Source organism: Roseovarius sp. B08 (genome assembly GCF_051417955.1).
Lineage (GTDB): Bacteria > Pseudomonadota > Alphaproteobacteria > Rhodobacterales > Rhodobacteraceae > Roseovarius.
Window position 1 is genome coordinate 3,528,628 of the sequence record NZ_JBPRLW010000001.1, and the last position, 20,593, is coordinate 3,549,220.

Sequence of the window (20,593 nt, forward strand, 5' to 3'; positions counted from 1 at the left end):
ACGTGATCGCGATCAGAGCCATTTCGACCAGACGACAAACATCCCCAAGGAGATCCTTATGGACACCAATCCTGACCTCTCGCGACACGACATTGACGTCGCGGACAACCAAAATGTCCTGCGCCAAGCCCTTCGCTCCGAATACGATTTCATCGTCTGCGGCGCCGGGTCCAGCGGTTCGGTCGTCGCCGCCCGGCTGGCAGAACAGCCGGAGGTCAGCGTTCTCCTGCTCGAGGCCGGCGGCGACGACACGGCAGACACGGTCACCAGCCCCGCCATGTGGCCCCTGAACCTCGGCAGCGAGCGCGACTGGGGCTTCTCGAGCGAACCCAGCCCGACCCTCAATGGCCGCAGGCTTCCGCTCAGCATGGGCAAGGGCCTGGGTGGCGGGTCGAGCATCAACGTCATGGTCTGGGCCCGTGGCCACAAGGAAGACTGGGATCACTTCGCCGCCGAATCCGGCGACCCCGCCTGGGGGTACCAATCCGTCCTCGGCTACTACCGCCGCATCGAGGATTGGCAGGGCACACCCGACGCCGAACGGCGCGGCACGGGCGGCCCTGTCCATGTCGAACAACCCGCCTCGCCCCAGCCCGTCGCCCGCGCGATGCTCGAGGCCGCCGGCCAGATGGGCCTCCCGGTCTTCGACAGCCCGAACGGGGCGATGATGGAAGGCCCCGGCGGCGCCGCTATCGCGGATCTCCGCATCCGCGACGGCCGACGCCAGTCGGTCTTCCGCTCCTACACCCACCGCGTCATGCACCAGCCCAACCTGACCGTCCTGACCGGCGCCCTGGTCACCCGCATCCTGCTGGAGGGCACCTCCGCCACCGGCGTCGAACTCCTGCTCGACGGCAAGCCCCGGCAGATCCGCGCGCGCTGCGAGACCATCCTGTCGCTCGGCGCCATCCAGACGCCGAAGGTGCTGATGCAATCGGGTATCGGCCCCAGGGAAGAGCTCGCCGCCCACGGCATCCCGATCGTGCGCGACCTTCCCGGCGTCGGCCGCAACCACCAGGACCACCTCGCCTTCGGCTGCACCTGGGCCTATCACAAGCCCGAAGGCGTCGGCGGCGGCGGGTGCGAGGCGACGCTCTACTGGCAGAGCGACTCGCGCCTCCAACAGCCGGATATCCTGCAATGCCAGCTCGAATTCCCGGTGCCCGCGCCCCCCGAAGCCGGGATCGAGACGCCCCCGCATGGCTGGACCATGTTCGCCGGGCTGGCCCAGCCGAAAAGCCGGGGCCGCCTGCGTCTGTCCGGGCCGAATGCCGACGATCCGCTCCTGATCGAGCCCAACGCCCTCAGCGAGGCCGAGGATCTGGAGACCGCCTTTGCCGCCGTCGAGATGTGCCGCGAGCTCGGCAACCACCAGGCCTTCACGCCCCTCGTCCGGCAGGAAGTCGCGCCCGGCAGGCGGGATCGCAAGGCGTTGGCCGATTTCATCCGCAACTCCGCGGTCACTTACTGGCACCAATCCTGCACCGCCAAGATGGGACGCGACGAGATGTCGGTCGTCGATCCTCAGCTCAAGGTCTACGGCATCGACAACCTGCGCATCGCCGATGCCTCGATCATGCCGCGCATCACCACCGGCAACACGATGGCCCCCTGCGTTGTGATCGGGGAATGTGCCGCCGACATGATCCGCCTTCAGCACGGGCTGGCGCACACCGCAATGCCCGTCGAAGCCGGGGCATAAGCGAAACGTCAGCGGATCGGTGGCAAGCCCTTCGATCCGCACGACCTGCCGACTTCGCCCCCGGTTTGCGCGCGCCACACGCGGCGAGGCGCCCACAGCACGCTTTCACCCACACCCGATCTGTGTCTTAGATGACCCAGAAAGGTGCACAAGAGCGCCTGAAAGCCGCAAAAGGGCATAGAATGCCGGAAGATCCCATCAGTCCGGACCTCGACCGGATCGATCGAAACATCCTGCGCGCGCTGCAGAAAGACGCCCGCGTGCCCAACTCCGACCTGGCCCAACTGGTGAACGTGAGTGCCGCGACATGCCACCGCCGCACCCAGCGCCTGATCGAACAGAAGTACATCTCGTCCGTCCGCGCGCAGATCGCACCGGCCAGCGTGGGGCTGGGCACGCTCGTGATGGTCGGCGTCGTGCTAGACCGCTCCACACCCGAGAGCTTTTCCGAGTTCGAAGAGGCTGTCGGAGGGATGAAAGAGGTCCTGGACTGCAACCTTGTCGCCGGAGACTTCGATTATCTTCTGAAGATCAGGACGCGCGACATGGAAGGGTTCAACCTGTTGCACGGCCGCAAACTCATCACCCTGCCGGGCGTCCGCCAGATTCGTACCTTCTTCGTGTTGAAGGAAGTCAAGGACAACGCACCTCTGGCGTTCTGACCGAGTCCGGGGGCCATGCCCCCGGACCGCCCTTGCGCTCTCACCCTGCCCTGACCCGTCGCGCCGCCTGCGCCCATGTGGCCATCCGCGCCCCCTGGTGCCGCGCCGCTTGCAACGTCGTCTGGGGAAGCGCCGCGCCCTGCCCGTCGGTGAAGCTGGTGCCGTAAGGATTCCCGCCGGCCGCATGGATCGCCGGATCGGTATACCCCGGAGGCACCATGATCCCGCCCCAGTGGTAGAACACGTTATGCAGCGCAAGCAGGGTGGATTCCTGTCCACCGTGAACGTTACCGGCCCCGGTGAATGCACTGACGACCTTGTCCGTCAGCGCCCCGTTCATCCACAGACCGCCGCAGGTGTCCAGGAACTGCTTCAACTGCGCGGCCGGCAGTCCGAAACGCGTCGGCGTGCCGAAAACGAAACCGTCCGCCCATTCCAGGTCCTCGTGAGTCGCCACGGGAACCTCGCGCGTGGCCTCGAGGTGTTTCCGCCACGCCGGGTTCGCATCGATCGCCGCGTCAGGCGCCAGTTCCGCAACCCGCCGTATCCTGACCGCGGCGCCGCGTGCTTCGGCGCCTGCGGCGATTTCCCGTGCTATCGTGTAGGTGTTGCCGGTACTGCTGTAATAGACGATTGCCAGCCGGACGGGTTCTTGTTCTGTCATGTCGCTTTCCTCTTGTTGAGAAAGGAAAGCTATGCGCGCGCAACCGTCGCCACTATAGAGTGGAATTTCGTTTCACTGTCTGCCCGGATGGACAATCACATGCCGAAAACGCCCAGCCTCGATGACCTGGCCCGCTTCAGGAAAGTCGTCGACAAAGGCTCGTTTGCCGCCGCAGCGCGGGACCTCGGCATACCCAAAAGCACCCTAAGCAAGGCCATCGCCCGGCTCGAACAGGATCTTGGCGTGCGCCTGCTGGAGCGAACGACGCGCAACATGCGACCCACCGAAATCGGACGTATCGTTGCGGATCACGGCAAGACGATGGTCGACGCGTTCGACGCGGCAAGGCTTGCAGCCAGCGACAGCGACGGGCCCTCGGGCCGCATCCGCGTCGGCTGTCCGCCAGGGCTGTTGGATGATCTGCTGGATGAAGTCATCGCCGATTTCCTCACCGACTTTCCCAGGGTCCGGATCGAACTGGTCGCGATGGCGGGCCCGCTCGACCTCGTCAGGGACGATGTGGATATCACGATCCGCGCGCGGTCGCAGGTCGAGGCCGGCGCCTCGCATGTCGTGCGGCGGCTCGGCGTGTCGCGTGGCATCCTTGTTGCCGCGCCGTCCCTTGCCGGTACGAGCCATCTGCTGACGCCTCGGGACTTGCAGACTGTCCCCACCCTGTGCCTGCCCGGCGACAGCCGCGAATGGGCGCTTTTCGACCGGGCTGGCACACCCCACACAATTGACGTCTCTCCGCGGCTTGTCACCAGCGACATCGCCACCTTGCGGCACGCCGCGATCAGGGGGCTGGGCGTCGCCCTGCTGCCCGAACATGCCTGTATGCCGGATATTGCAGCCGGCCACCTGATGCGTGTCTTGCCGGACATCTCGACGGTCGAGGGCACAATCTACGCCGTGTTCTCGCGCGACACCGCTAGGGCCTCGGCGCTTCGCGCCTTCATCGACCACCTTGCCCGCGCCTTCGCCATCGCCCCGTTCCGGCGATAGCCCGGCCACTCTTCACACAGCCCGCGCCGAGCGCGCCAACTCGCGCGCAAGGTCGACGAACACCTTGAACGCGGCCGGTGGGTTGCGCCGGCTGGGGTAATACAGGCACAGCGGCGCAATCGGCGGGGTCCAGTCATCGAGGATCCGCACCAGCCGGCCCGCCGCGATATCTTCGCGCACGTTCGACTCCATGAAATACCCGATGCCCACACCATCGAGGACCGCTGTGCGCGCCAGGCTGGCCTCATCCAGGGTCAGTGGCCCGTCCACCTCCACATGCACTGGCTGGCCTTCGGATTCGAACTGCCAGCGATACAGCGCACCGTTCGGCAGGCGGACGCGGATACAGGTATGCGCCTTCAGGTCAGCCGGAACGCGCGGGACATCCCGGTTCGCGAAATAGGACGGCGCGGCCACGACGGCGTGTCGGCGCGCGGGCCCCAGCGGAATCGCGATCATGTCCGACGGCACGAGCGTCTTGCTGCGCACCCCGAAATCAAACCCGTCCGCCACGATGTCCACAAGGCTCCCCTCGGTCACGAGATCGATCTGAACCTCCGGAAACCGATTCAGAAACTCCAGGATCAGCGGCGCAAGAATTTCCTGCGCGGCAGTGACGAAGGTGTTGATGCGCAAGGTGCCGGAAGGCGTCTCCTGTTGCGACCGGACCGTGTCCAACGCCTGATGGATATCCCGCACTGCCGGGCTGACCTGATCGACGAATCTGTGCCCCGCCTCGGTCAGCGAGACACTGCGCGTCGTGCGATTGAACAGGCGCACCCCCAACTGCCCTTCCAGCTTGGAGACCGCATTGCTGAGAGCACTCGTCGACATCCCCAAATCGAGTGCCGCGGCCCGGAATGTCCCTCTGCGGCTGATTGCGAGCACGGCATCGAAGTCGGTCAGTTTATAGTTTTTCATTGTCCCGAATTTCGTAATTCGACGACTCAATTTATCCCTAGTGTCAAAACGGCGTCAAAAGCTTAATTTTCGGTGACGCACCAGTATCCACCGTAGGCCTTGGCCCGGCATTATCCGAAGCTAGCTTTGGGCGTCCTTCGACCCGTCCACCAGCCCTGCCTTCAGCGCGAACCAGACCATCTGCGCGTCGGTTTCCAGCCCCAGGACGCTCTTGATCTGGTAGTGGTTGTTGCGCACCGTCTTGAGGCTGATCGACAGGGCGTCGGCAATCTTCTCCGCGGGCCAGCCGCTTGCCAGCAGGCGCAGGATCTCGGTCTGGCGTGTACTCAGCTCGTCAAGGCCGATGCCGGCCCCGGCAATCCGGTCCTGCGCGATAGACTCGATCACATCCGGCGAGATCACGGTCCGCCCCTCCAGCACCCCCAGGATAGCGTTTATCAGGTTCGCCGGATCGCTGCTCTTGGTGACATACCCCGCCGCCCCGGCCTCGACAGACTTCAATGCAAAGGCCGATCCCTGGTGCATCGTGAAAACCACCACTCGGGCGGTCTCATCGAACTGGCGGATATGGCGGATCGCCTCGATGCCGCTTGCCCCGGGCAAGGTCACGTCCATCACCACCACGTCCGGCTTCGTCTCCCGGAAACGGATGTAGGCGCTACGCGCGTCTTCGGCCTCGGATACAATGCGCAGGCCCGGTTGCAGGTCGATCAGCCGGCGATACCCCTCGCGTACGACCGGGTGGTCATCGACGATCATGATGCGATGCTCGGTCATGCGGCGCTTCGCATGATCGCGCCGGGAACGGTCACGTCGACCCTGACGCCGTCTACCGTCTGCTGCATGTTCAATCGCCCGCCCATGGCCGCCGTCCGCTCGGTGATGCCGAGGATGCCATGACCCGGCCGCTCCCGGGCCAGCGTCCCGCCTCCATCGTCCTCGACGGTAAGCGTGATGCTTCCCTCCACCTGCCGCAGCATCACGCGAACATGTTCCGGTGCGCCATGCCGCATCGCGTTCGTCACGCATTCCTGAACGATACGGTAGAGATCCAGCGCCACGGCATCCGTCATCCCGCCTTCGTCCAGGTCACAATCGAGCGTCAGGCGGGTGCCGCGCTGCTTTTCCCACCCGCCCAGCATCGTGCGCAGGCTGGCGGCCAGGCCGACCTCCTCCAGATCCGGCGGTCGCAGACGCGCGAACGCCCCGCGCAGGCAATCCATCATGTTGCGGATATTATCACCGACGGCCTCCGCGTCGCGCTCGATATCGGGGCGGTCCCCCGAGGCGGCATAGCGCATCGAAGCGGCAAGCGCGGCCGTCGCGGTGAGCGTCTGACCGAACTCGTCATGAAGGTCGCGCGCCAGTTGGCGCCGCTCCACGTCCTCGACCTCGATCAGCTTGCGGGTCAGCGCACGGCTCCGCTCGGCGCTGGCTCTCAGGCGCTCGGCCAAATGATTGACGGCCTGCGCTATCTGGCCGAACTCGCGCGCGCCACCCAGTTCGACCCGCGCATCGAGGTCGCCGTGGGCCAGCCGGTCTAGCCCGGCGACGATGCCGCGCACCGGCCCCAGGCGCCAGACAATCGCGAAAGAGCCCAAAATCAGCACGCCTGCCGCCATCGCCAGTGTCTGCCACAGGGCCAGCCGTGTGCGCTGCCAGGCCAGCGTCGCGGCGGCCACCGGATCGAAGGTTGCCTCGACACGGAACGCGCCGCTTTGTGACGCCGATCCGGACCGCGCGACCGGCGCGGGCGGCTCGAAAACGCGTTCGGACAGGTCGCGGAACCAGCCGGGCGCGATCTGCCCAAAGACCTGCCAGCCGGCACATAGCCGCCGCTCCGAGATCATCCGTTGGTCGAACCGGATGCAGGTGCCCGGGGCCATCACGCCGAGAAGCTTGATCGACGTCATCTCGGCATAGAGCGGGTCGCCCACGCGCGGCTCCATGTGATAGTTCCGCTCCAGCACATAGCTGGCCCGCGTCAGCGTCGTCTGGGTATCGCTGCGGGCGCTCCGGTATGCATCTGCTGCTGCCAGGCCAAGGGTGATCGCCCCGGCCAGCGCCGTCACCAGCCAGAGCGTCAGAACCAGTCGGAACCGAAGGCTCATGTCATTCCCTCCCGAAATGTACTGCACCCGAGGATCGGGCAAACCGGCCGTCATGTCTCGGGCAATTTGCCCGACATGCGCCGAAAAGGTCAGCAAGATCTTCTTTGCATGTCCCGCCCATGTTTCTGTGTCACGGGCAAAAGGAGGAGCCGATGGAGGATATCGCAGACAGGACGACAGGCACTCGGGCAGACCCCGCGGCGTTGCTGGCGGCTCGTATGGAACTCGGCCTCGTGGGCCACGCCGCGCTGGTGGAACGGCTGTTGATCGCGCTCCTGACCGACGGGCACGTCCTGATCGAAGGCGCGCCGGGCCTTGCAAAGACCCGCTCGGTGCGGCGGCTGGCCGAGGGGGTCGAGGGCAGCTTTTCCCGCATCCAGTGCACGCCCGACCTGATGCCGTCTGACGTCACCGGCACACAGATCTACCGGCAGGACAGCGGCACGATGGATTTCCTGCCCGGCCCGGTCTTTCACAATCTTGTCCTGGTCGACGAGATCAACCGCGCGCCGCCCAAGGTGCAATCCGCGCTGCTCGAGGCGATGGGCGAAGGCCAGGTCACCGCCGGTGGCCAGACCCGTGCCCTGCCCGACCCTTTCATGGTCATCGCCACGCAGAACCCGCTGGAGCAGGAAGGCACCTTTCCCCTGCCCGAGGCGCAGCTTGACCGGTTCCTGATGCATGTCATGCTGGACCTGCCCGATGAGGCCGCCGAGATGGAAATTCTCGACCTTGTCGAGGCGGAACTGCGCAGCCATGCCGGGCGCGAAGCACCAACGCTGGATCACGCGACGCTCGCCGCCATGCAGGAAGACGTGCTTCAGGTCCACCTGTCGCCCGCCTTGAAGCAATACATAGTAGCGCTGGTCATGGCGACGCGCCGCGCGAACGAGACCATTGACGTGACCGACCGGATCCGCCACGCGGTCAGCCCGCGCGGCACGCTTGCCCTGGCGTCGAGCGCCCGTGCCCGTGCCTGGCTGCACGGTCGCGACTATGCGGTGCCCGAAGACGTCGCGGCCCTGGCGCCCGATGTGCTCTGCCACCGCATGGCGCCGACATGGCGGGCACAGGCCGAAGGCCACACGGCCCGCACGATCCTTTCCGAGATCCTCGCCGGTGTGGCGCCGCTATGAGCCTGCCCCGAGCATCGGGGGCGGAGGTCTCACTCGACCGTCTCGTCGCGATCGGCGGCCTCGTCGCGGGCAAACACCCGCCCGGTCTCTCCCACGGGCTCGCGGGTGGTCTCTCCGGTCCGCGCCGCGGCGAGGGCGGCGATCTCTTCGACCTGCGCCCGTTTCAGGACGGTGACGACCTGCGCCGGATCGATCCGGCCGCCACGGCGCGCAGCGGGCGGCCCCAGGTTCGCAGCCGCCACGAGGAAGTGGAGCACACCCTGCTTCTGGTCGCCGATTTTCGCCCGCCAATGCTCTGGGGCACCCGCGGGCGTTTCCGCTCGGTCGCCGCCGCAGAGGCGCTGGCGGTGGAGGGCTGGCGCGCGGTGCTGGCCGGCGGGCGCGTGGGCGCGATGATCGTCACCGGCAGCGCCATCGAGATGCTGGCCCCGCGCCCGCGCGAAACGGCAATGCTGCGCGCAGCGGGCGCGTTCTCATGCGCCCATGCCGCCGCACTCGATGCGCCGGAGGCCGGCTATGACAGCCTCGCGGTGCTCCTCGAGGCAATCTCCGCCCGTGCAGCGCCCGGCACGGCTGTAAAGATCGCAACCGGGCTTGACGCGCCCGGCGCGGATTTCGGCAGGGCGGCGGCGGCCCTGATGCAGAAATGCCCGCTCGAACTCCTGCTGATCCGCGACAGCGTGGAGGCCACACCACCAACCGGGCGCTTTGCGGCACTTATCTGCGGGCGCATCACCCGCGGCCGGTTCGGCACCTCCGTCTCAGCCGACCACCTTGCAGCCCGGTGCATCCCCCACCGGATCGTAAACGCGGCAGACCCGGTACTTCCGGAGGCCGCATGACACCCGAGGACCTGACCGCCCACTTAGCCGATGTCCGCATACCCGAAAGCTTTGCCCGCTTCGGCCTTCAGGACGCGATGGCGGCTGCGGCCCTCGGTCTGGTTGCGGGGCTTTTGATTGCACGGATCGCCCGGTTCGCAACGGTGCGCAAGACACGACCGGCCGAGGCCGCCCGCGCCGCCATCGCCGGTTTGTCCGGTGCCGCACCGCAGGCCCGGCTTGCAGGTCTCACGCAGCTCCTGCTGGACCATGGCGGCACGCCTCCCGACGGGCTGGGCCAGGCGCTCTATAACCCGCGCCGCCGGTTCGACCCGGCCCCGCTGGAAGCCGCCATCATCGCCGCCGCGAAAGGCCCGCGCCAATGAGTTTCGCAGCCCCCTGGGCGGCGCTGCTGCTGGTGCTGCCACTTCTGCTGTTTCGCATTCTGCCAAAGCGCCGGATCGCGGAAGGTGCGATAAGCCTGCCACCGGCCATCGCAGAGACATTCCGGCCCACCGACACGTCTCCGGCTCGGCGCCATGCGCACACAACCCTGCTGATCCTCGCTTGGGTCTTGCTGGTCGCCGCCCTGACCGGCCCGCGCGTGGAGTGCATTCTCGATGTTGTGCCGGCCTCGGGGCGCGATATCGTCCTTGCGCTCGACCTTTCCGGCTCGATGGAGCGTGAGGACTTCGCCCTGAACGGCGCGCAGGTGTCACGCCTGGCAGCGGTGCAGGACGTGGGCGCCCGCTTTGTCCGCGGCCGCACGGGTGACCGTGTCGGGTTGGTCGTCTTCGGCGACCGGGCCTATGTGGCGGCGGCCCTGACACATGATGTGTCCGCCGTCGCACAGGTGATCGAAACTGCCCAGATCGGGGTTTCGGGCAAGGCCACGGCCATCGCCGACGGTCTTGGCCTCGCGCTTCGACGCCTGCGCGAGCGCGAGGCCGAAAGCCGCGTCATCGTGCTGCTGTCGGACGGGCAGGACACGACCGGCGCGGTCGATCCCGTTGCCGCCGCCACCACCGCCAAGACGCTGGGCGTACGGGTCTATACCATCGCGCTCGGTCCCGCCGACCTCGAGACCGCCCCGGAGACGCGCGACGCGGTGGACAGCGAAACATTGCGCCTCATTGCCGCGGCCGCAGATGGCAAAACCTTCCGCGTGCGCAGCACCGAGGACCTCCTGGCGGTGACCGAAGCCATCGACCGGCTTGAACCGAGCCTGGCCGACTCGCCGCCGGTTCGGGGCTGGCAGGAATATTGGCCATGGCTGGCCAGCGCGGCACTCGCGTTGCTGGCCACGGCGCTCGGGCTGCAGGCGCGGGAGGCGGCATGACGGACGGCTGGGAGTTCGTGCTGCTGCGCCCGCTGTGGCTGATCGGCATTCCGCTGGCCTTGCTGGCCGGCGGCGCCGTCGCCTGGGCCGCCCGCGGGCTGGATCGGTGGCGCCGGGTGATCGACCCCGAACTGCTCTCGGCGCTGCGCAAGCGGGGGCATGTATCGGACGGGCGCCGCACTATCGACCCGTGGTTGCTGGCCATGGCAGGCGGGCTGACCGCCTTGGCACTGGCCGGCCCTGCCACGCGAGACCCGGACGCGCCGGTGCTGCGAAACCTCGACGCTGTGATGATCCTGATGGACCTTTCGCCCTCGGTCACCGAGGGCGGCGGGTTCGACGACGCGCAGGCCGCCGTATCGCGCCTGATCGACCGTCACGGCACGCGGCCCGTCGCCATGGCCGTCTATTCCGCCGAAAGTTTCCTGGTCAGCGTACCGACCGAGGATCCGGCCGCCCTGCAAACGGTCATCGCCGTGGCCGACAGCCAGACGATGCCGGTCGGCGGCAGCCGTCCCGACCGCGCACTCGACCTCGCTCGCCAGACCCTGACCGACGCCGCGGCGGCGTATCCGGATGTCGTGCTGGTCTCCGACGGCGGCGGTGCCGGCCCCGAGGCGCTGGACCGTGCCCGCCAGATGGCCGCCGAGGGAATACGCGTCTCGGCCGTCTTCGTCCCGCCTGACGAGCCACCCTACGGGATGCCGCCGCCTGATCGCGACGGGTTGGCCGCCATCGTTTCGGCGGGCGGCGGCATGATCGCGGACGCCACAGATATCGCCACCGTCGAAAAGATCCTGTCCGAGCGTCAGGGAGCAGTCGCGTCGGACTCCACCCTGCGAAACCTGCGCTACGCCGATCAGGGCCGGTGGCTGCTGGCCTTCGCGTTGCTGCCACTGGCTTTCCTCTTGCGCAGAAGGGATGAAGCATGAGCCGCGGTTCGCTGTCGATCCTTGCCGCCGCTTTGTTCTGCGCCATCGCAGCGGGCCCCGAGGCCTGGGCAAAGCTGATCTGTCGCGCGGGCCATCCCGCGCTTGCCCTGCCCCTGATCGAAAACCCCGGCGCGCGCGGCGCGGCACTCTTCCAGGCCGGACGCTATGCCGAGGCCGACGCCGTTTTCGCCCAGATCGGCCGCAGCGCCACCTACAACCGGGGCATGACCCTGGCCGCGACAGGCGACTACAGCCTGTCGGTCGCCTATTTTGATGCCGTGCTCTTCGCCGACCGCTACGATGCCGACGCGCAGCACAACCGCCGGGTCGTTGCGGCCCTGATCGAGCCCGTGATCGGCGAAGCGCGCGGTCACGGACGCATCGAGACGATCCTGTCCCAAGGCGGCGTCGAAACCGCGGCCTTCGATCCCGACGCCCCCGCGCGGCCCATTCAGGCGGCGGAACGCGACCCAAAGCGTGCCAGCCTGAAACGCTCGGTCACCGGCGAGCGGACGGCGGCGGCGGATATGGGCTGGCTCGATTCGCTGGCCGATGCGCCTGGGGCCTATCTCAAGGGCCGCATCGCCGCCGAGATGGAACGCCGGCGCAAGGACGGCGAGGCCCATCGAGAGGAGCCCAGCCGATGGTGAGAATCCTGGTACTCCTGCTGTTGCTCGCCACCCCCTGGCCGCACAGGAGCACGAGACGCTGAGCCTCGAACTGGTGCTCGACCCACGCGACGAAGCCCCGATGGAGGGCGAGATGATCCTTGCCACCATCCGCGGGATCTATCGCGAGACCATCACCAACGAGGAATTGAAGCTGCGCAGCATGACAGATTTCGATTGGACGCGGCTGGGCCAGGACGAATGGACCGACCAGCGCGTCGACGGGCGCATGTCGCGGGTGTTCGAGCGGCGGATCGCGTTCTTTCCCAAGCGCGCCGGAACGCTGGAGCTCCTGCCTATCGTGCATGAACTGGAGGTCCCCGGCGACAGCGGACAACGCGAAACCGTGCTTGTCCGATCCGAACCGGTGCGCATCGAGGTGGTTGAAAAACCCGCAGGCGCCGAAGAGACATGGTTCCCCGTCCGCGCGCTGGAAGTCTCAGACACGTGGGACGCCGACGCGGCGCAGCTAGAGGACGGACAAGGCGTAACGCGCCGGGTCGTGCTCCGCGCGCTCGGCGCCACGCCCGAGATGATGCCACAACAACCCGCCTTGCGCGAGCCGTGGCTGATCACCTTCACCCCGCCGGAGGAGCGCGACTTCCAGGTCACCTCGCAGGGTCCTGTCACGACCCTGGTCTGGGTCTGGAAACTGCGCCCCATCACCGGAGAGCCCGGCGTGCTGCCAGAGGTCACGATTCCCTATTTCGACACGGAGGCCCGCACGGCGCGTGTCGCGAAACTGCCCGCGGCACCCATCGGCTATGCAAACTTTGGCGACAACGCCGCGGCCGGCTGGCGCAAGGACATCGGCGTCGGCCAAGCGCACATCGCGGTTTTTTCCGGGGCCACGATGATCGTTGTCCTGTTGGCGCTCCGAGGCCGGTCGGGGGCGTCATCCGCCACCCTCGCCCTGCGCCGCAAGTTGCATTTGAAGAAACAGCTGCGCCGACTGCGGAAATACGCCGCGACCGAAGATATTCCGCGGTTTCGCGCCCTTGCGGCCCACCTTCTGTCCAGCGAAACCGTAACGCCGTTGACGAGGGATCACATCGCCCTGCGCCCGGTTGATATCTTTCTGTTCGGCAGCAAGAGTGCACACCCTGCCCTGGATCTCAGGTCGGTTCTGCGCGACATCGAGGAAAGATTGCGTACCTCTTCCCGCCACGTCGGCATGTAAAAGTTTCCAGTCTTCAAGTTTTATCTTTTCTCGAACCTTTCCATCCTTTACGCATCGACTCACTTCGGTTCCCGGTGGTTTGCCGGCGGGATAATAGGGAATGCGGTGCGACGCCCAAGGCGTCCATTCCGCAACTGCCCCCGCAACTGTAGGCGGAGAGCGAAGCCGGACCATGTCACTGTCATGCTGTGCATGATGGGAAGACCCGGCCAAGTGTTGACCCGCAAGTCAGGAGACCTGCCGAGGTGATCACCCTGTCCAAACGCGGGGCGCGTTTCGACAACGGACTTTCCGTAGCGGTGACGTCATCACCGTCTGCGGAGTCACCCCTCCAAAGGCCAAACCAACAGCCATCGCGTCAAGCGAGATCCGGAGGGGCATGCCATGTCACGCTCATTCAAAGCCGCACTTGCGGCATCCACTGCCCTTTTCACCCAGCCCGCCATTGCGCAGGACACGCCCTATGACCTCGGGACGATCTTTGTCTCCGGCGGCCTGACCCCGATCGAAGGCAGCGCCTACGGCCGCGCCGGGACGGTTCTGACCGAACAGGATATCGAGGATCGCGGCTCAAGATACGCCGTCGATCTCATCCGCTCACTGCCGGGCGTTTCCGTCTCGCGGACCGGCCCCGCCGGCGGCCTGACCCAGGTCCGTATGCGCGGCCACGAGGGCAACCACACGCTGGTCATCATTGATGGCGTCAAGGTGGCCTCGCCCAGCCAGGGCGAATACGATTTCAGTGGCCTTCTCAGCGCCGATATCGAGCGCATCGAGGTCCTGCGCGGGCCACAATCCTCGCTTTACGGCTCGAACGCCATCGGCGGCGTGATCTCGATCACCACCAAGCGCGCGACCGAGCCGGGTTTCAGCGGGCAGGCCGGGTTCGAGATCGGCACCGACGAAACGACGCAAGTCAGCCTGGCCTTGCGGCAACGCACGGACAAACTGGCGCTCAGCTTTTCCGCGACGCGCCGGGATACCGGCGGCTATGACGTGTCCGGCCTGAACGGCGAGGACGACGGCGATCTCAATGAAACCTACAACCTCAACGTTCAGTATTACGCGACCGAGACGCTGACCTTCGGCGGCACGCTGCGGCACGTGAAAAGCGACTCGGACCTTGACGGTCAGATCTACACGGCGCTCACACCTGCCGGACAGATCCTCGTCGATGACCTTTCCGGTTCTGACGTCTCTGAAACCTTCGGTTCGATCTACGCCGTGCTCGACACGTTCGGCGGACGTTTCCGGAACCGCCTCGACCTGTCCTTCGCGGACATCCAGACCGATCATTTCAACGGCACCGGCGCGCAGTCGGGCGACACGACAGAGACACGGCACAAGATCAGCTACAAGGGCAGCGTCGCGCTGGATGGCGGCACGGTCGATACCGCCCGTCACATCCTGACCCTCGGCGCCGAGTGGGAGCGGGAGACCTTCGTCAACAACAACCCCGCCTTCGTCTTCGCACCCAGCCAGCTGATCAAGCAGACGCGCGAGCAGACCGCTCTCGTGGCGGAATACCAGGGCAACCTGACCGACAGTCTTGATGTGCAGGCCAGCGTGCGGCATGATTTCAATGACGAGTTCGAGGATTTCGCGACCTACGCCGTCGGTGTGTCATACATGTTGCCCAACCGGACCACGCGACTGCATGCTTCCTACGGCACCGGCGTCCAGAACCCCACCATGTTCGAACAGTTCGGCTTTTCCAACAACTTCATCGGCAACCCCAACCTGGAACCCGAGCAGAGCGAAGGCTGGGATATCGGCGTCGAGCAACAGTTCCTGGGCGGCCGTGGCCTTATCGACGTCACCTATTTCGATGACGAGCTGACCAACGAGATCTCGTCCACCGTCGATCCGGGAACCGGTAGCCTGACTCCTTTCAACCAGGCCGGCAAAAGTGACCGCCGGGGCGTGGAAATCGGTGCGACCTGGCAGGTCAACGCGCGGCTCGACCTCGGGCTGAACTATACGTGGCTGGATGCCGAGAACCCCAACGGCAGCACCGAGGTTCGCCGCCCGGAACACGAGGTGCTCTTGCAGCTTGGCTACGATTTCCCGGATGACCGCACGCGCTTCAGCATGGACGTGCAGCACGTGGCGAACAATGTCGACTCGTTCTTCCCGCCATTTCCCAACCCATCCGTAGCGGTGACCCTGCCCGATTACACGCTTGTCAATGTCGGCCTGCGGCACCAAGTGACCGACAGCGTCGAGATCTATGGCCGGATCGAGAACCTGACCGACGAAAAATACCAGGAGGTCCTCGGCTTCGAGACCCCCGGCCGCACGGCGTTCGTCGGTCTGACGGCGACCTTCTGAGATGAAGTCGCGGCGCCTGCCCAAGGCTCTTGCCGGACTGACCCTCGCAGCCTTGCTGTGCGGGGCCAGTCCGGTCGTGGCCGAGGCGCCGCGCCGCGTCGTCTCCATGAACCTCTGCACCGATCAGCTGGCCATGATGCTGGCAGAGCCTGGTCAGCTGCATTCGGTGACCTATATCGCGGCGGACGCCCGCTCCTCGGCCATGGCAGAGGAGGCACAAGAGTACGTCATAAATCACGGTCTCGCCGAAGAGGTCTACCTGATGCAGCCTGACCTGGTGATCGCGGGTGCCTATTCGGCCCGCGCCACCGTGGAAATGCTGCGCCGGCTGGGTATCCCGGTCGTCGTGTTCGATCCCGCCTCGTCGCTTGACGATGTGCGCGATCTCATCCTGCAGATGGGTGAGGTGCTGCACCGTGAGGAAAAGGCACTGGCCATGGTGTCGGACTTCGACACGCGTCTGGCCAACCTGCGGGCCGACGTGGCGCAGCGGCCCCGTGCGGTGCTTTACTACGCCAACGGCTACACCTCGGGGGAACAGACGCTGGCGGGCCAGATCCTGACCACGGCGGGTTTTGCCAACGCCGCGGCAGAGGCCGGATACGGATCGGGCATGAAGATCCCGCTCGAGGTGCTGGCGGTCACGAACCCCGATCTGGTGATCACCTCGCAGCCCTATCCCGGCGAGTCCCGCGCCGAGGCGATCATGAACCACCCCGTCATCGAAACGCTGCGCCGGACGGGCGAACGGGCCAGCATCACCGATCGCGACTGGGTCTGCGGCACGCCATACGTGCTGCGTGCCATCGAGGAGCTTGCCGCCGATCGCGAAGCCCTCTTCGGGAGCCAGCAATGAAGGCACTGTTCCTCTCGCTCCTGCTGGTGGTCGTCGCGCTCTTTGCCGCCTCGCTTCTGATCGGCCCCGCGGGCATAGGCATCCGGCAAAGCCTGTCGGCGCTTTTCCTGGGCGATGGCGGCCCCCTGACGCTGGTGATGCGCGAGGTGCGTCTGCCGCGCGCCATCCTCGCCGTGCTCATCGGAGGCAGCCTCGGGCTGGCCGGGGCGGCAATGCAGGGCTACCTGCGCAATCCGCTGGCAGAGCCCGGCCTGATCGGCGTCTCCGGCTCTGCCGCGCTCGGGGCTGTGCTGGCGATCCATACCGGGCTCGCGGGGGCGTTCGTGCTCGGCCTTCCCATGGCCGCGCTCACGGGCGCCTTGCTGGGCGTGATCCTGGTCATGTCACTGGCCGGCCCGCGCGGCACGTCCCTGACCCTGATCCTGGCCGGCATCGCGGTCTCTGCCCTGGCCGGGGCGCTGACCTCTCTGGTGCTCAACCTCTCGCCCAACCCCTTCGCCGCGAATGAAATCGTCTTCTGGATGATGGGCTCGCTCACCGACCGCTCGATGACACATGTCTGGCTCGCCCTGCCCTTCATGGCCGTGGGCTTTGCCCTTCTGGCCGGCCTGGGGCGTGGCCTCGACGCGATGACGCTGGGCGAGGACGCCGCGGCGGCCATGGGCATCCGCCTTGTCCGCCTGCGCCTGTTGCTGGTGCTCGGCACCGCCTGCGTCGTCGGCGCGGGCACGGCCGTCGCGGGCGCCATCGGCTTTGTCGGCCTCGTGGTCCCGCACCTCCTGCGCCCCCTGGTCGGGGCGCATCCCTCGCGCCTGCTCTGGGCCTCGGCGCTTGGCGGCGCGACCATGGTTCTGGCCGCCGACATCGCCGTGCGGGTCATCCTGCCCGCCCGCGACCTGAAGCTTGGCGTGCTGACCGCCCTTGTCGGCGCGCCCTTGTTCCTGCATCTCATCCTGAAGCTGCGAAAGGAACGGATATGACCCTTCTGTCCGTCGAGGGCCTCACCGTCGCCTTGCGCAACCGCGAGGTGCTGCGCGACGTCAGTTTCGAGATCGGGACAGGCGAGTTCGTCGGCCTCATCGGCCCCAATGGCGCGGGCAAGACCACCCTGATGCGGGCCGCGCTCGGCCTGCTGTCCTTCACCGGCTCCAGCAACCTCGCCACGCTGTCGGAGAACGCCCGCGCCAGGCAAGCCGCCTGGATGCCCCAGGCACGCGAGATCGCCTGGCCGGTGACCGTGGAAACCGTGGTGATGCTGGGCCGCACACCCTATCTCAATTCTATCCAGAACCCGGGCACCCAAGACCGCAAGGCCGTCGACGACGCACTCGACTGGATGGAGCTGACCGAGTTTCGCCACCGAGATGCCACGCAGCTTTCGGGCGGCGAACAGGCCCGCGTGCTGATCGCCCGGGCGCTGGCACAGGAAACTCCGCTGCTTGTCGCCGACGAGCCGATTGCCGGGCTGGATCCCGCCCACCAGATTTCCACCATGCAGACCTTCGCGGCGCTGGCACGGACCGGCAAATCCTCCCTGGTGTCGCTGCATGACCTCGGGCTTGCCGCCCGTCACTGCACCCGTCTGGTCATGCTGGGCAACAAGGGCCTCGTCGCGGACGGCAATCCCGCCGATGTCCTGACCGACCAACGCCTTGCCGACATTTTCGGCGTCACCGCATGGTTTCAGGACACCGACAGCGGCTTCGTGTTCCAACCGCTCGAGGTGCTGTGATGAACGGCGTCTCGCTCCATCGCCCCTGGCTGGACTTCGACCTCGGACAGGAGATGCAGGTGCTGAGCTGGGCCGTCCACAGGCCCGGCCTCGTTCAGGCGCGATGCATCGTCTGGCGCGAAGTGCGCGACGCGGACCTGACACCGGACCTTGAGGCCCATGATTGGCTGCAAGCCGAGCTTGCCGCGCGAAACGCCGAGGATGCCGTGGCCTTTCTGACCTCCCGCGATGTTCGCAGCTTCACCCACGCCGTCGCCACCGCCGGCGCGACAGAGGCGCAGGCCGTCGCGACCGTCGGTCTCAGCAATGCCGAGCGCGTGGGGCACAGGACCGCTCCCGAAGGCGAACACTGGGGCACCATCAACATAGCACTCCGTCTCAACCGCCGTCTTGCCGAAGCCGCCCTTATCGAGACCATGAGCATCGCGATTCAGGCGCGTACGGCTGCTGTGATGGGCGTGGACATGCCTCTCGCGCCGGGGCGCGCCACCGGGACCGGAACCGATTGCCTTGCCATCGCGGCACTGCCGGGGCGGGCACGCTATGCCGGCCTTCACACCGAAATCGGCGAAGCCACGGGCCGCGCCGTCTATTCCGCCGTTCTGGACGGCGCACGCCAATGGTTGGCCACAAGAGGAGAAATGTTCGATGCAACATCTTGAATCGGTACTGAAGGAAGGGCTGAACGACCCAAACGCGGGCTGGAACATGGGCTCTTTCGGCGCGATTGCAGAATTTCACCACGTGGTGGGCGATCCCCCGGCGTCCGAAGCATCGGCATTGCAGCAGGTCACATCGCGCGGCGGCATCCGTATCGACACGCTGGAGGGCGTCCGGCCCGTCGCCTACGAGACGCTCAGCCCCAAATCCCACCGCTGGACGCAGGCGGTCTCGCTCTGCCTGCCCGAAGACGTCGCTTCGATGAACCGGCGCGAGGTTCTGACCGAACTCGGCCCCGACACCGATGCGATCCGCGAGGAAGACCGAGAGGCGGTCATCTTCGACATGGGCCTCGCCCAGCCGCAGGTCGATTTCTGCATCCGCACAGCCGATCCCGCGTTGCTCGAGACTCTCCGCGCGAACGCCGGTCGCTCGCTATTCGAGCAGGACAACCCGGCAATGGGTGCGATCCTCAAGGCGCATCCGCATCGCGTGGCCCTCACCCGCCTGGGCCGGGTCGAGGTCTACCAGATGATCGGCGGACCGGACACAGGCGGCACCTCGCCCGAGGGGCCGCACACCCATGTGCTGCCCAAGCTGTTACGTGCCAACCGGACCCATTCCGCCAACACGCCCATTCCCGACGGCTGGGTACCCTGCTGCGGCTTTCACCCGAACAGTCCCGTCATGGGACGCCTCGGCGAGGACCAGGACTTTGACGAGACTTCATTCGCGGCCTTCCAGGCGCTGCTGTCCGATTGGGGCCCAACGGACTACGTCGACCAGAAACAGCGCGTGTGGACCGCGCTCCGCGAGGCACGTGAACCCGAAACCTGGGTCGAAGCCGACACCCGCGTGGCCCGGGCCGGTCTGCGCAACGCGATCCGCCAATGGCGCCGCCAGCACGGCGACAGCGCCCTGCTGAACGCTTGGGCGGTCGCTTTCGACCGCGGCGATGCGGATGCCGACCCGGAAAATCCGGGACACTGAAGGCTGGGATCTGTATGCATCGAAGCCTGTAAGCAATGCAAGACACCGGATGACCCCGCCGCCACCGTCCATTTCTGTCAGAACTGCGGCCCCTTGGACCTTGCGCCCCTGCACGAGGAACTGGCGGCCTCAGGCCTGTCAGACGCGGTGAGTATCGTCGAACGCGGGTGCATGAACGGCTGCGCCAGCCCGGTTTCAATGGCCATGCAGGGCCCGGGCCGGGCCACCTATTTCTTCAACGGGGTCGACCCGGTGAAGGACGCTGCGGATATCGTCGCAACCTTGCGCGCCTACCTCGCCGCCCCGGACGGTTGGATCGAGGACGCCCAGCCCTGCGGCAGGCTTCGGTTCTGTCTGGTGGGCCGCGTCCCCGCGCTCAGTTGCCAAGCGTGACGGTCTGCGCAACCGGAGCACCGTCCACGGCCAAAGGCCGATGGTCGTTGCTGTTCAACGCCACCTCCAGTTCCACCTCGCCTTCGGGCAGGGTGTCCAGATGCACCCAGGGACCATAGACCCGGGCCAGCTTGACGCCGTTGGCATAGACATGGGCATGTCCTTCGCCCGGAACATGGTCGCGGCTGGCATTTTCCGGCGAGAACCGAAAATTCTCGGTCATGATATGCAGGTTCCAGCCGGCAGACGGATCAGGCGTCACCTCGATCTCCAGCTTTGGCGCATCGGCGCCCGCCGGAACCGACAACATGTCGCCGTGGTCGTGCATGGCCGCCCCGGCGTGCTGCTCATGACCGCCATGATGGGCCGGGTCGCCATGATCATGACCGTCAAGGGCGACACCGTTCGCCGCGGCGACCGTAAACCCGATGCCCCCGCCGAAAACGAGGCCGATCAGAAGCATTGGAATGGAACGGTCCATTGGCGAATC

Annotated in this window: 22 protein-coding genes and 1 riboswitch; of the genes, 17 read left to right on the forward strand and 5 right to left on the reverse strand. The window is 66.5% G+C overall.

The features are described from left to right. The first annotated feature begins 58 nt into the window (after positions 1–58). Positions 59–1,702, forward strand: coding sequence for a GMC family oxidoreductase (locus tag ACSQ76_RS17940; RefSeq protein ID WP_437157619.1), 1,644 nt, complete (start codon positions 59–61; stop codon positions 1,700–1,702). A gap of 182 nt (positions 1,703–1,884) precedes the next feature. Next, complete coding sequence (locus tag ACSQ76_RS17945; RefSeq protein ID WP_306130019.1) at positions 1,885–2,364, forward strand: Lrp/AsnC family transcriptional regulator; 480 nt, start codon at positions 1,885–1,887, stop codon at positions 2,362–2,364. Between the two features lie 40 nt (positions 2,365–2,404). On the opposite strand, the gene wrbA is transcribed toward ACSQ76_RS17945, so the two are convergent. Beyond that, positions 2,405–3,028: an NAD(P)H:quinone oxidoreductase gene (gene wrbA / locus ACSQ76_RS17950; RefSeq protein ID WP_437157620.1), complete on the reverse strand. Its 624-nt coding sequence runs from the start codon at positions 3,026–3,028 to the stop codon at positions 2,405–2,407. 99 nt (positions 3,029–3,127) lie between these two features. On the opposite strand from wrbA, the gene ACSQ76_RS17955 reads away from it, so the two are divergent. Beyond that, complete coding sequence (locus tag ACSQ76_RS17955; RefSeq protein ID WP_437157621.1) at positions 3,128–4,033, forward strand: LysR family transcriptional regulator; 906 nt, start codon at positions 3,128–3,130, stop codon at positions 4,031–4,033. 12 nt (positions 4,034–4,045) lie between these two features. Here ACSQ76_RS17955 and ACSQ76_RS17960 read toward each other — a convergent pair whose 3' ends face one another. From ACSQ76_RS17960 to ACSQ76_RS17970, 3 genes are all read right to left on the reverse strand, one after another. Continuing rightward, positions 4,046–4,954, reverse strand: a complete 909-nt coding sequence (locus ACSQ76_RS17960) for a LysR family transcriptional regulator (RefSeq protein WP_437157622.1) — start codon at positions 4,952–4,954, stop codon at positions 4,046–4,048. Positions 4,955–5,074: 120 nt separating this feature from the next. Then, positions 5,075–5,731 (reverse strand): response regulator transcription factor, encoded by a 657-nt coding sequence (locus ACSQ76_RS17965; protein WP_437157623.1) that lies wholly within the window; start codon positions 5,729–5,731, stop codon positions 5,075–5,077. Then, complete coding sequence (locus tag ACSQ76_RS17970) at positions 5,728–7,065, reverse strand: histidine kinase (RefSeq protein WP_437157624.1); 1,338 nt, start codon at positions 7,063–7,065, stop codon at positions 5,728–5,730. Before ACSQ76_RS17970 ends, ACSQ76_RS17965 begins: the two co-directional genes overlap by 4 nt. A 152-nt stretch (positions 7,066–7,217) precedes the next feature. Between ACSQ76_RS17970 and ACSQ76_RS17975 the strand changes: the two genes are divergently transcribed. The 14 genes from ACSQ76_RS17975 (at position 7,218) to ACSQ76_RS18040 (ending at position 20,103) form a co-directional block, all read left to right on the forward strand. After that, complete coding sequence (locus ACSQ76_RS17975) at positions 7,218–8,201, forward strand: AAA family ATPase (protein ID WP_437157625.1); 984 nt, start codon at positions 7,218–7,220, stop codon at positions 8,199–8,201. Next, a complete protein-coding gene (locus ACSQ76_RS17980) occupies positions 8,198–9,043 on the forward strand; it encodes a DUF58 domain-containing protein (RefSeq protein ID WP_437157626.1) in 846 nt (281 codons plus the stop codon). The genes ACSQ76_RS17975 and ACSQ76_RS17980 overlap by 4 nt, the downstream gene beginning before the upstream one ends. Beyond that, positions 9,040–9,408, forward strand: coding sequence for a hypothetical protein (locus ACSQ76_RS17985; protein WP_437157627.1), 369 nt, complete (start codon positions 9,040–9,042; stop codon positions 9,406–9,408). Before ACSQ76_RS17980 ends, ACSQ76_RS17985 begins: the two co-directional genes overlap by 4 nt. Next, on the forward strand, positions 9,405–10,361 hold the full coding sequence (locus ACSQ76_RS17990) for a VWA domain-containing protein (RefSeq protein ID WP_437157628.1): 957 nt from the start codon (positions 9,405–9,407) through the stop codon (positions 10,359–10,361). The genes ACSQ76_RS17985 and ACSQ76_RS17990 overlap by 4 nt, the downstream gene beginning before the upstream one ends. Next, a complete protein-coding gene (locus tag ACSQ76_RS17995; RefSeq protein ID WP_437157629.1) occupies positions 10,358–11,293 on the forward strand; it encodes a vWA domain-containing protein in 936 nt (311 codons plus the stop codon). The genes ACSQ76_RS17990 and ACSQ76_RS17995 overlap by 4 nt, the downstream gene beginning before the upstream one ends. Then, a complete protein-coding gene (locus ACSQ76_RS18000) occupies positions 11,290–11,943 on the forward strand; it encodes a hypothetical protein (protein ID WP_437157630.1) in 654 nt (217 codons plus the stop codon). The genes ACSQ76_RS17995 and ACSQ76_RS18000 overlap by 4 nt, the downstream gene beginning before the upstream one ends. A gap of 73 nt (positions 11,944–12,016) precedes the next feature. Then, a complete protein-coding gene (locus ACSQ76_RS18005) occupies positions 12,017–13,141 on the forward strand; it encodes a hypothetical protein (RefSeq protein WP_437157631.1) in 1,125 nt (374 codons plus the stop codon). Between the two features lie 48 nt (positions 13,142–13,189). Beyond that, positions 13,190–13,400, forward strand: a riboswitch (cobalamin riboswitch). A 125-nt stretch (positions 13,401–13,525) separates the two neighbouring features. Next, positions 13,526–15,472 (forward strand): TonB-dependent receptor plug domain-containing protein, encoded by a 1,947-nt coding sequence (locus tag ACSQ76_RS18010; protein ID WP_437157632.1) that lies wholly within the window; start codon positions 13,526–13,528, stop codon positions 15,470–15,472. A gap of 1 nt (position 15,473) precedes the next feature. Next, positions 15,474–16,328: an ABC transporter substrate-binding protein gene (locus tag ACSQ76_RS18015; protein ID WP_437157633.1), complete on the forward strand. Its 855-nt coding sequence runs from the start codon at positions 15,474–15,476 to the stop codon at positions 16,326–16,328. Continuing rightward, on the forward strand, positions 16,325–17,308 hold the full coding sequence (locus tag ACSQ76_RS18020; protein WP_437157634.1) for a FecCD family ABC transporter permease: 984 nt from the start codon (positions 16,325–16,327) through the stop codon (positions 17,306–17,308). Before ACSQ76_RS18015 ends, ACSQ76_RS18020 begins: the two co-directional genes overlap by 4 nt. Further along, positions 17,305–18,060: an ABC transporter ATP-binding protein gene (locus ACSQ76_RS18025; RefSeq protein WP_437157635.1), complete on the forward strand. Its 756-nt coding sequence runs from the start codon at positions 17,305–17,307 to the stop codon at positions 18,058–18,060. Before ACSQ76_RS18020 ends, ACSQ76_RS18025 begins: the two co-directional genes overlap by 4 nt. Continuing rightward, the gene (locus tag ACSQ76_RS18030; RefSeq protein ID WP_437157636.1) at positions 18,060–18,722 is read left to right on the forward strand and encodes an adenosylcobinamide amidohydrolase; all 663 of its coding nucleotides are present in this window, start codon (positions 18,060–18,062) and stop codon (positions 18,720–18,722) included. The genes ACSQ76_RS18025 and ACSQ76_RS18030 overlap by 1 nt, the downstream gene beginning before the upstream one ends. Further along, positions 18,709–19,710, forward strand: coding sequence for a DUF6925 family protein (locus tag ACSQ76_RS18035; RefSeq protein ID WP_437157637.1), 1,002 nt, complete (start codon positions 18,709–18,711; stop codon positions 19,708–19,710). The genes ACSQ76_RS18030 and ACSQ76_RS18035 overlap by 14 nt, the downstream gene beginning before the upstream one ends. Before the next feature lie 18 nt (positions 19,711–19,728). Further along, a complete protein-coding gene (locus ACSQ76_RS18040) occupies positions 19,729–20,103 on the forward strand; it encodes a DUF1636 family protein (protein ID WP_437158231.1) in 375 nt (124 codons plus the stop codon). On the opposite strand, the gene ACSQ76_RS18045 is transcribed toward ACSQ76_RS18040, so the two are convergent. Continuing rightward, positions 20,087–20,584: a hypothetical protein gene (locus ACSQ76_RS18045; protein ID WP_437157638.1), complete on the reverse strand. Its 498-nt coding sequence runs from the start codon at positions 20,582–20,584 to the stop codon at positions 20,087–20,089. The two genes, ACSQ76_RS18040 and ACSQ76_RS18045, sit on opposite strands and share 17 nt — an antisense overlap. Positions 20,585–20,593 lie beyond the last annotated feature (9 nt).

Excerpts from the sequence above, each read along its gene's own strand:
- ACSQ76_RS18025 (WP_437157635.1), top strand. The coding sequence starts at position 17,305 with ATGACCCTTCTGTCCGTCGAGGGCCTCACCGTCGCCTTGCGCAACCGC.
- ACSQ76_RS17965 (WP_437157623.1), bottom strand. The coding sequence starts at position 5,731 with ATGACCGAGCATCGCATCATGATCGTCGATGACCACCCGGTCGTACGC.
- ACSQ76_RS17955 (WP_437157621.1), top strand. The coding sequence starts at position 3,128 with ATGCCGAAAACGCCCAGCCTCGATGACCTGGCCCGCTTCAGGAAAGTC.
- ACSQ76_RS17960 (WP_437157622.1), bottom strand. The coding sequence starts at position 4,954 with ATGAAAAACTATAAACTGACCGACTTCGATGCCGTGCTCGCAATCAGC.
- ACSQ76_RS18035 (WP_437157637.1), top strand. The coding sequence starts at position 18,709 with ATGCAACATCTTGAATCGGTACTGAAGGAAGGGCTGAACGACCCAAAC.
- wrbA (WP_437157620.1), bottom strand. The coding sequence starts at position 3,028 with ATGACAGAACAAGAACCCGTCCGGCTGGCAATCGTCTATTACAGCAGT.
- ACSQ76_RS18020 (WP_437157634.1), top strand. The coding sequence starts at position 16,325 with ATGAAGGCACTGTTCCTCTCGCTCCTGCTGGTGGTCGTCGCGCTCTTT.
- ACSQ76_RS17970 (WP_437157624.1), bottom strand. The coding sequence starts at position 7,065 with ATGAGCCTTCGGTTCCGACTGGTTCTGACGCTCTGGCTGGTGACGGCG.
- ACSQ76_RS17990 (WP_437157628.1), top strand. The coding sequence starts at position 9,405 with ATGAGTTTCGCAGCCCCCTGGGCGGCGCTGCTGCTGGTGCTGCCACTT.
- ACSQ76_RS17995 (WP_437157629.1), top strand. The coding sequence starts at position 10,358 with ATGACGGACGGCTGGGAGTTCGTGCTGCTGCGCCCGCTGTGGCTGATC.
- ACSQ76_RS18010 (WP_437157632.1), top strand. The coding sequence starts at position 13,526 with ATGTCACGCTCATTCAAAGCCGCACTTGCGGCATCCACTGCCCTTTTC.
- ACSQ76_RS17940 (WP_437157619.1), top strand. The coding sequence starts at position 59 with ATGGACACCAATCCTGACCTCTCGCGACACGACATTGACGTCGCGGAC.
- ACSQ76_RS18000 (WP_437157630.1), top strand. The coding sequence starts at position 11,290 with ATGAGCCGCGGTTCGCTGTCGATCCTTGCCGCCGCTTTGTTCTGCGCC.
- ACSQ76_RS17985 (WP_437157627.1), top strand. The coding sequence starts at position 9,040 with ATGACACCCGAGGACCTGACCGCCCACTTAGCCGATGTCCGCATACCC.
- ACSQ76_RS18030 (WP_437157636.1), top strand. The coding sequence starts at position 18,060 with ATGAACGGCGTCTCGCTCCATCGCCCCTGGCTGGACTTCGACCTCGGA.
- ACSQ76_RS18045 (WP_437157638.1), bottom strand. The coding sequence starts at position 20,584 with ATGGACCGTTCCATTCCAATGCTTCTGATCGGCCTCGTTTTCGGCGGG.
- ACSQ76_RS17975 (WP_437157625.1), top strand. The coding sequence starts at position 7,218 with ATGGAGGATATCGCAGACAGGACGACAGGCACTCGGGCAGACCCCGCG.
- ACSQ76_RS18015 (WP_437157633.1), top strand. The coding sequence starts at position 15,474 with ATGAAGTCGCGGCGCCTGCCCAAGGCTCTTGCCGGACTGACCCTCGCA.
- ACSQ76_RS17945 (WP_306130019.1), top strand. The coding sequence starts at position 1,885 with ATGCCGGAAGATCCCATCAGTCCGGACCTCGACCGGATCGATCGAAAC.
- ACSQ76_RS17980 (WP_437157626.1), top strand. The coding sequence starts at position 8,198 with ATGAGCCTGCCCCGAGCATCGGGGGCGGAGGTCTCACTCGACCGTCTC.